This window comes from Mycobacteriales bacterium (assembly GCA_035995165.1).
GTDB lineage: Bacteria > Actinomycetota > Actinomycetes > Mycobacteriales > CADCTP01 > CADCTP01.
Window position 1 is genome coordinate 1 of record DASYKU010000011.1, and the last position, 7,421, is coordinate 7,421.

8 protein-coding genes are annotated in these 7,421 nt (G+C 74.7%); 5 read left to right on the forward strand and 3 right to left on the reverse strand.

Annotated elements, in window-relative coordinates; genetic code table 11:
• From VGP36_02090 to VGP36_02105, 4 genes are all read left to right on the forward strand, one after another.
• Positions 1-670: tRNA-dihydrouridine synthase (locus VGP36_02090; GenBank protein HEV7653512.1), on the forward strand; the 670-nt coding region annotated here is incomplete at its 5' end.
• A gap of 10 nt (positions 671-680) precedes the next feature.
• Positions 681-1,286, forward strand: coding sequence for an acVLRF1 family peptidyl-tRNA hydrolase (locus VGP36_02095; protein HEV7653513.1), 606 nt, complete (start codon positions 681-683; stop codon positions 1,284-1,286).
• A 9-nt stretch (positions 1,287-1,295) separates the two neighbouring features.
• Positions 1,296-1,790 (forward strand): pyridoxamine 5'-phosphate oxidase family protein, encoded by a 495-nt coding sequence (locus tag VGP36_02100; GenBank protein ID HEV7653514.1) that lies wholly within the window; start codon positions 1,296-1,298, stop codon positions 1,788-1,790.
• Between the two features lie 8 nt (positions 1,791-1,798).
• Positions 1,799-2,335, forward strand: coding sequence for a DoxX family protein (locus VGP36_02105; GenBank protein ID HEV7653515.1), 537 nt, complete (start codon positions 1,799-1,801; stop codon positions 2,333-2,335).
• On the opposite strand, the gene VGP36_02110 is transcribed toward VGP36_02105, so the two are convergent.
• Positions 2,332-3,849: a fatty acyl-CoA synthetase gene (locus VGP36_02110; GenBank protein ID HEV7653516.1), complete on the reverse strand. Its 1,518-nt coding sequence runs from the start codon at positions 3,847-3,849 to the stop codon at positions 2,332-2,334. The genes VGP36_02105 and VGP36_02110 overlap by 4 nt on opposite strands.
• 64 nt (positions 3,850-3,913) lie before the next feature.
• Here VGP36_02110 and VGP36_02115 point away from each other — a divergent pair, with 64 nt between their 5' ends.
• Positions 3,914-4,756 (forward strand): class III extradiol ring-cleavage dioxygenase, encoded by an 843-nt coding sequence (locus tag VGP36_02115; GenBank protein HEV7653517.1) that lies wholly within the window; start codon positions 3,914-3,916, stop codon positions 4,754-4,756.
• Positions 4,757-5,133: 377 nt separating this feature from the next.
• Here the strand turns inward: VGP36_02115 and VGP36_02120 are convergent, their stop codons facing one another.
• Together VGP36_02120 and VGP36_02125 are read right to left on the reverse strand one after the other, a co-directional pair.
• Complete coding sequence (locus tag VGP36_02120) at positions 5,134-6,792, reverse strand: trypsin-like peptidase domain-containing protein (protein HEV7653518.1); 1,659 nt, start codon at positions 6,790-6,792, stop codon at positions 5,134-5,136.
• Positions 6,789-7,421, reverse strand: a 633-nt coding sequence (locus VGP36_02125; GenBank protein HEV7653519.1) for a hypothetical protein, incomplete at its 5' end; no start/stop codon positions are given. The genes VGP36_02120 and VGP36_02125, both read right to left, overlap by 4 nt.

A 7,421-nucleotide genomic window follows, 5' to 3' on the forward strand; every position in this document is an offset into this window, starting at 1 on the left:
CTCGCCGGCCGCCCTGTCCACCGACGGCGTCCGGGCCCTGGTCCGGGACTGGCGCGCGGCGGCCCAGCGGGCCGACCTGGCCGGCTTCGAGGTGATCGAGATCCACGGGGCGCACGGCTACCTGATCCACCAGTTCCTGTCGCCGCTCAGCAACACCCGCACCGACGCGTACGGCGGGTCGCCGGAGAACCGGGCCCGGCTGCTCACCGAGGTGGTGGACGCGATCCGCGAGGTCTGGCCCGAGCGCAAGCCGCTGTTCCTCCGGCTCACCGGCTCGGACTGGGCCCCGGGCGGCCTCACCGTGGACGACGCGGTCGACGTGGCCAAGGGCCTGGACGGGCAGGGCGTCGACCTCTACGACGTCTCCAGCGGCGGCGTGGTCGCCGAGCAGCGGATCACGGTCGGCCCGGGCTATCAGGTGCCGTTCGCGCGGGCGGTCCGGGAGCAGGCCGGCGTGCCCACCGCCGCGGTCGGCCTGATCACCGCGGCCGAGCAGGCCGAGCAGGTGATCGTGGACGGCTCCGCCGACGCGGTCATGCTGGCCCGGGCCGTGCTGCGCAACCCGAGCTGGCCGCAGCAGGCCGCGTACGAGCTGAAGCACGACGACTCCGAGGCGCCCGACGCGCTCTACTGGGCGCCGCAGTACGAGCGGGCCAAGCCGCCCCGGTAACGTCCCGGGCATGAGCCGGTGGGTCAGCGTGTCGCCGGAGCGGCTCACCGGCTGGCTGGAGCGGTTCGCGGCCGCCCACGGCCCGGTCGAGTCCACTGTGGACTCCTCCGTGGTGACCGTCCGCGGGGCCGACGGGACGGTGGCCGAGGTGATGGTCCCGTTCCCGCCGCTGGACGGCGATCTCGTGGAGCACGCCCGGCGCGACCGGCGGGTCGGCGTCCTGCTGGTCCGCCTCGGCGGCTACGCCACCGGCGTCTTCGTCGGCACCCGGTTGACCGCGTCCAAGGTCGGCTCCCGCCAGGTGCACGGGCGCAGCGCCGCGGGCGGCCAGTCCCAGCAGCGGTTCGCCCGCCGCCGCGAGGGTCAGGTCCGGGTCGCGCTGGGCGCGGCCGCCGACACCGCCGCGGCCGTGCTCGTCCCGGCAGCGTCCACTTTGGACGCCGTGGTGCTCGGCGGCGACCGGCGGGCCGTCGACGACGTGCTCGCCGACACCCGGCTGGCGCCGCTGCGGCCGCTGGTGGTCGAGGCGCGCCTGGACGTACCGGATCCGCGGCTGAAGGTGCTGCAGTCCACTCCGGGCCTGTTCCGCGCGGTGCGGATCCGGATCACCGACTAGGGTTCCCGGATGCCGACCACCGAACAGGACATGCGCTACGGCGAGCCCGAGGCGACGTCGATGCCCTGGGAGCTGACCGAGCAGCTGCTGGCGACGGCTCCGCTGTTCTGGGTGACCACGGTCCGCCCGGACGGCCACCCACATGTCACCCCGCTGGTCGCGGCCTGGCTCGACGACGCGCTGCACTTCTGCACCGGCGCCGACGAGCGCAAGGGCCGCAACCTGGCCGCGAACCCCGCCGTCGTGCTCACCACCGGCACGAACGCGCTGCACAGCGGCACCGACGTGGTGCTGGAGGGGAACGCGGTCCACGTCAGCGACGACGCCGAGCTGCACCGGATCGCCGAGGCCTTCCTCGCGAAGTACGGCGAGGAGTGGCACTTCGAGGTCGCCGACGGCCAGTTCCGCCACGGTCCCGGCGCGGCCCTGGTGTACCGGGTCGCGCCGAGCGTGGTCTTCGCCTTCGGCAAGGACCCGTACAGCCAGACCCGCTACCGGTTCTAGGTCCCCTCATGAAGACCTCCGCGGGAGTCGACGTCGCCCGGCTGCTGCTGCGGGCCGCGCTCGGCGGCACCATGATCGCGCACGGTCTGCGGCACGGCCGGACGCTGGCCGGCACCGCGGGCTGGTTCGGCTCGATCGGGTTCCGGCAGCCGCGGATGCAGGCGGTGACCAGCGCGGTGGTCGAGATCGGGGCCGGGACCGCGCTGCTGGCCGGCGCGGCCACCCCGGTCGCGGCCTCGGTGGTGGTCGGCACGATGGCGGTCGCCGGGCACACCGTGCACCGGCCGAACGGGTTCTTCGTCGTCGACGAGGGCTACGAGTACGTCGGCAACCTCGCCGCCGCCTCGGTCGCGCTGGCCGCGCTCGGCCCGGGCCGGTTCAGCGTCGACCGCGCGCTCGGCCTGGACGACTGGGGGACCGGCCCGCGCCGGGCCACGCTCGCCGCCGGCCTCGGCCTGGCCGGCGCGGCCGCGCAGCTGGTGACGTTCTGGCGGGCGCCCGCGCCCCGTCCGGGCCCGGCCGAGGAGGCGACCGACCCGGACTAGAGCTGGCCCCGCAGCACCCGCTTGAGCAGCTTGCCGCTCTGGTTGCGGGGCAGCTCCGCGACGAAGTGCACCCGCTTCGGCACCTTGAACGGGGCCAGCGTCGTCCGGGCGTGCGCGATCAGCCCGGCCTCGTCGGCGTTCTCGCCGCCACGCAGCACCACCACCGCGGTGACGGCCTCGATCCAGCGGTCGTCCGGGGTGGCGATGACCGCGACCTCGGCCACCGCGGGGTGCGTGTAGAGCGCGTCCTCGACCTCGCGCGAGGCGACCAGCACGCCGCCGGTGTTGATGACGTCCTTGATCCGGTCGACCACCGTCACGTACCCGGCGGCGTCCCGGCGGACCAGGTCGCCCGAGTGGAACCAGCCGTCCCGGAACGCCTCCGCGGTCGCGGCCTCGTCCTGCCAGTAGCCGCTGCACAGCTGCGGGGACCGGTAGAGCAGCTCGCCCGGCAGGTCCGGCCCGACGTCGGCGCCGTCGTCGTCGACCACCCGGATCTCCACGAACAGCACCGGCCGGCCGCAGGACTCGGGCCGCTCGGCGTGCTCCTCCGGCCGCAGCACGGTCGCCAGCGGCGCGATCTCCGACTGCCCGAAGCAGTTGTAGAAGGCCAGGTCCGGCAGCCGCTTCTGGATCCGCTGCAGCACCGGCACCGGCATGATCGACGCGCCGTAGTACGCCTTGCGCAGCGCGGACAGGTCCCGGGTGGCGAAGTCGTCCGCATTGGACAGTGGCACCCAGACGGTAGGGGCCAGGAACAGCGAGCCGATCCCCTCGGCCTCGACCAGCCGCAGGATCTCCGGCACGTCCGGCCGGGCCAGCAGCCGGATCGTCGCCCCGGTCGCCAGGTGCGGCAGCGCGAACACGTGCATCCCGGCCGAGTGGTAGAGCGGCATGCAGATCAGCGGGTCGTCGTCCTCGGCGAGGTCCAGCGCGTGGATGGTCGAGACGTACTCATGCACGAGCGCGCGGTGGGTCATCATCGCGCCCTTGGGCTTCGACGTGGTGCCCGAGGTGTAGAGCAGCTGCACCAGGTCGGTGTCGGCGGTGCCCATGTCGATCTCCGGCACCACGCCCGCGCTCCAGGCGCCCAGCACGGCGTCGTCGGCGCCGTGCAGCGGGAGCACCCGCTCCAGCGCGGTCTCACCCCGGACCGCCTCGACCGTGTCCCGCAGCGCCGGGTCGACCAGCGCGACCCGGCTGCCCGACTGCGCCAGCAGGTAGGACAGCTCGCCGCCGGTGAGCGCGTGATTGACCGGCACGTGCACCAGGCCGGCCCGGGCACAGCCCAGGAACGCCAGCAGGTACGCGTCGGAGTTGGCCCCCACCGTCGCCACCCGGTCCCCGCGCGAGAGCCCCAGCGACAGCAGGTGCCCGGCCGCCCGGGACACGCCCGCGTCCAGCTCCGCGTACGTCCAGGAGCGGTCGCCGAACACCAGCGCCACCCGGTCCGGCGTCCGCCCCGCACTCCGGCGCAGGACGTCGTCGACGGTGCTCGAACGAGGATCGGTCACGCGTGTAGTGAAACACCGAAGCCATTTAGTTGAAGTCTCAATCATATCGCCGTACGGTGTCGGCATGAGCACCCATCCGTTCGCCGAGCATCTGGAGCGCGTCGCGACGTTGGGGCCGCATCGGGCGTGGACGCCCGAGGACGGTGCGCTGCCGAGCCTCTACATCTCGCACGGCGCGCCGCCGACGTTCGAGGACGCGGTCTGGATGCGGGAGCTGCACGACTGGTCCCGGTCGCTGCCGAAGCCGAAGTCGATCCTGATCGTCTCCGCGCACTGGGAGGCCGCGCCGCTGTCGATCAGCAGCGCCAGGCCCGGTGCCGAGCTGGTCTACGACTTCGGCGGCTTCGCGCCGATGTACTACCGGATGCGCTACGACACCCCGGACGCCTCCGCGCTGGCCAAGCAGATCGTCGCGGCGCTCCCGCAGGACGTGCACGAGCACCGCAGCCGCGGGCTCGACCACGGCGCCTGGGTGCCGCTGAAGATCATGTACCCGGACGCCGACGTGCCGGTGCTGCAGCTGAGCATCCCGACCCATGACAGCGGCTCGCTGCTGGACCTCGGCCGGCGGCTGCGGGACCTGCGGGCCGAGGGCGTGCTGGTGATCGGGTCCGGCTTCATGACCCACGGGCTGCCGTACCTGGACTGGAACCGGCCGGACGTCGTCCCGGGCTGGTCCCGGCACTTCGACGACTGGGCCGCCGAGGCGCTGGCCCGCGGCGACGTGGACGAGCTGGCCGGCTTCCGCGCCAATGCCCCGGGGATGCCGTACGCGCACCCGACGGTCGAGCACTTCACCCCGCTGTTCGTCACCCTGGGCGCGGCGACCGACCCCGGGGCGGCGCCGACCACCGCTATCGACGGGTACGCGATGGGCCTGTCCAAGCGCTCCTTCCAGGCCGCCTGAGCGGGCCGCCTGAGCGGGCCGCCTGAGCCGGCGGGAGAACGGGCCCGCCTAGGGGGTTGCCGGGCGGGGGTCCGGCGTGGGCGGGACCCGCTCCGGCGGCAGCAACCGGGGCGGCACCCCGATCCCGACCAGGATGGAGCAGGCCCGGGCCGCCTCGAACTCCTCCAGGCGGGCCAGCCGGGCGCCCCATCCCGCACGTGGGGACGGGACTTTCCGCCCCTTGCCGGGCCGAACGATGGGTTCCTCCCTCTTCGCCGGCCGCACGGCGTACGCCGCCGGAGACGCGGCAACCCGCCGCCCCCGGTGCGGGGGCGGCGGGTCGTGGGCCCGGCTCTCTCGACCGGCACCGCCGGCCCGGTCGCCGGCGGCGCGGCCGGTCAGTCGGCCGGGCCGGCGATCAGCGTCACGGTCGCGGTGTGCGACGTGCCGCTGGTGTCGGTCCAGGTGAGCCGGACCTGGTCGCCCACGGCGTGCTTGGCCAGCGCCGCGGAGAGCGCGGTCGAGCTGTCCACGGTGGACCCGTCGACGGCGGTGATGGTGTCGCCCTCGGCCAGGCCCGCCTTCGCCGCGGGGGAATCGCTGACGGTGCCGGAGATCGTCGCGCCGGTCGTCCCGTTCGCGAGCTCGACGCCGAGGAAGGCCGGCGTGCCCTGGGTGATCGTCGCGCTGGACTCACCCGACTCGATCCGGTCCGCGATCGCCAGCGCGGTCGCGATCGGGATCGCGAAGCCGACGGTCTGGCCGCTGGAGGAGGCGGCGGTGTCGATGCCGATCACCGCACCGTCGGAGTAGAGCGGGCCGCCGGAGTCGCCGGCCTGGACCGCGGCGTCGACCTGGATGAGGCCGGTCAGCTGCTCGGAGTCCGTGCCGGTCTCGTCGCTGGCGGTGATGCTCTGGTTCAGCGCGGTGATCGAGCCTTCCGCGGCGGTCGGCGTACCGCCGGTGCCGCCGGCGTTGCCGACCGCGGTGACCGCGTCGCCGACGGCCGCGGTGTCGGTCGAGAGCGTGGCGGTGGTGAGGCCGGAGGCGCCGGACAGCTGCAGGACCGCGACGTCGTCGGTCGCGTCGGTGCCGACGACCGTGGCCGTGTACGACCTGCCGGTGCTGACCACGGTCACGGTGATCTTGGTGGCCTCGTCGACGACGTGGTTGTTGGTGAGGATCTCGCCGTTCGAGGTGAGCACGATTCCGGTGCCGGCGGCCTCGGCGGTGCCGTAGCTGAGGACGGTGGTGATGTCGACGACGCCGGCGGACTCGGCGGTCGTCGCGGCGCGGGTCGTGCTCGTCCCGGTGCCGGACCCGGTGCCGGTGCCGCCGTCGGTGCCGCCGTTGGTGCCGAAGCCGCCGAACGGGCCGTTGCCGCCGCCGGTGCCGAACTGGCCCGTCGTCGCGGAGCCGGCCGAGGACGTGCCGCTGCCGGCGACGGTCTGGGAGCCGCCGAGGTCGCGGCCGATGACGATGCCGCCGAAGCCGACGGCGAGGGCGAGGGTGCCGGCGATCGCGGCGGTGGTGCCGCGGCGCCGCTTCGGCGGTGCCGTGACCGGCTGGCCCGCCCACGGACCCGGCCCGGCGTACGGCCCGGACCACCCCGCCGGCGGCTGCCCGCTCCACGTGGGCGGCCCGGCCGGCATCGCTCCGGCCTGCTCGGCGTCGGCCTGCGGCGTCGTCGATGCCAGCCTGGGATGGATGTCCTCCGCGTGCCGAGCCGTGTACTCCGGCTGAGCCCTGTACTGCGGTTCGTCCGGTGCGGTCGGCTCGGCGGCCTGGCCCTGGACCGCGCCCGGCTGGGCCAGCGCGGTCGGCTCGGCCGCCTCACGCTGGACCGCGCCCGGCTGGGCCGGCGCCGTGGGGTCGGCCGACCCGGCCTGGGAGGCCGGGATCGTCGGCTCGGCGGGCCGGACCTGCTCGGCCGCCGGCCGGTCCGGCTCGGCCGCCGGCCGGTCCGGCTCGGCCGGCCGGCTGGTGGGGTGGGTCGGCTGGGTCGGGTGCCAGGCCGGCTGGATGGGTTCTGGAGTCTCGTCCCGGCTCTCGTTCATCTCACGTCCACTCGTAGAGGCGTCCCCGTCGTCGTGACACCGACAGAACTCCCCGAATCGAGCCGTCCGCTGTACACGAGCCAGGTGTTCGCTGTGAACGTCAGCCTCGGCGCAGCGTCTCCGAGGGCGACTCCCCGTACCGGGAGCGGTAGTCGCGGGCGAACCGGCCGGTCCGGGGCGGCGTCCATCAGCGCCACCGCCGCGGCCGCGTGCCGGGGCAGGTCCGGCTCCGCGCCGTCCGGGGCGATCGCGGCCGTGTGCGTGTGCGGCTGGCACAGCAGCAGCAGCCCGCGCAGCAGCATCCGCTCCAGGTCGGCCGCGACGAGCGCGTTGTCCAGCAGGCCGCCGGGGTGGTCCGCCGCCGCGGCCAGGAACATCGCCGTGGTCAGCCAGCTGCGGGCCAGCCGCCCGGTGACGTCCATCCGGACCTGGAACCGCAGCGGCTCCTCGACCGGTTCGTCGGTCAGGTCGACCAGCGCGGCCTCCAGCGCCTTGCGGTCGATCCGGAACACCATGGCCGCGGTGTCCGGCCGCCACCGCAGGGTGACCGCCTGCCCGGGCGAGGCGATCACCGCGTACCGCGGGGTGGAGACGAACTCGGCACCGCTGCCGGAGACGACCAGCCGGCC

What these genes read in the sequence shown, in the direction of transcription:
- VGP36_02115 (HEV7653517.1), top strand. Translation starts at nt 3,914, where the DNA reads ATGAGCACCCATCCGTTCGCCGAGCATCTGGAGCGCGTCGCGACGTTG.
- VGP36_02100 (HEV7653514.1), top strand. Translation starts at nt 1,296, where the DNA reads ATGCCGACCACCGAACAGGACATGCGCTACGGCGAGCCCGAGGCGACG.
- VGP36_02095 (HEV7653513.1), top strand. Translation starts at nt 681, where the DNA reads ATGAGCCGGTGGGTCAGCGTGTCGCCGGAGCGGCTCACCGGCTGGCTG.
- VGP36_02120 (HEV7653518.1), bottom strand. Translation starts at nt 6,792, where the DNA reads ATGAACGAGAGCCGGGACGAGACTCCAGAACCCATCCAGCCGGCCTGG.
- VGP36_02105 (HEV7653515.1), top strand. Translation starts at nt 1,799, where the DNA reads ATGAAGACCTCCGCGGGAGTCGACGTCGCCCGGCTGCTGCTGCGGGCC.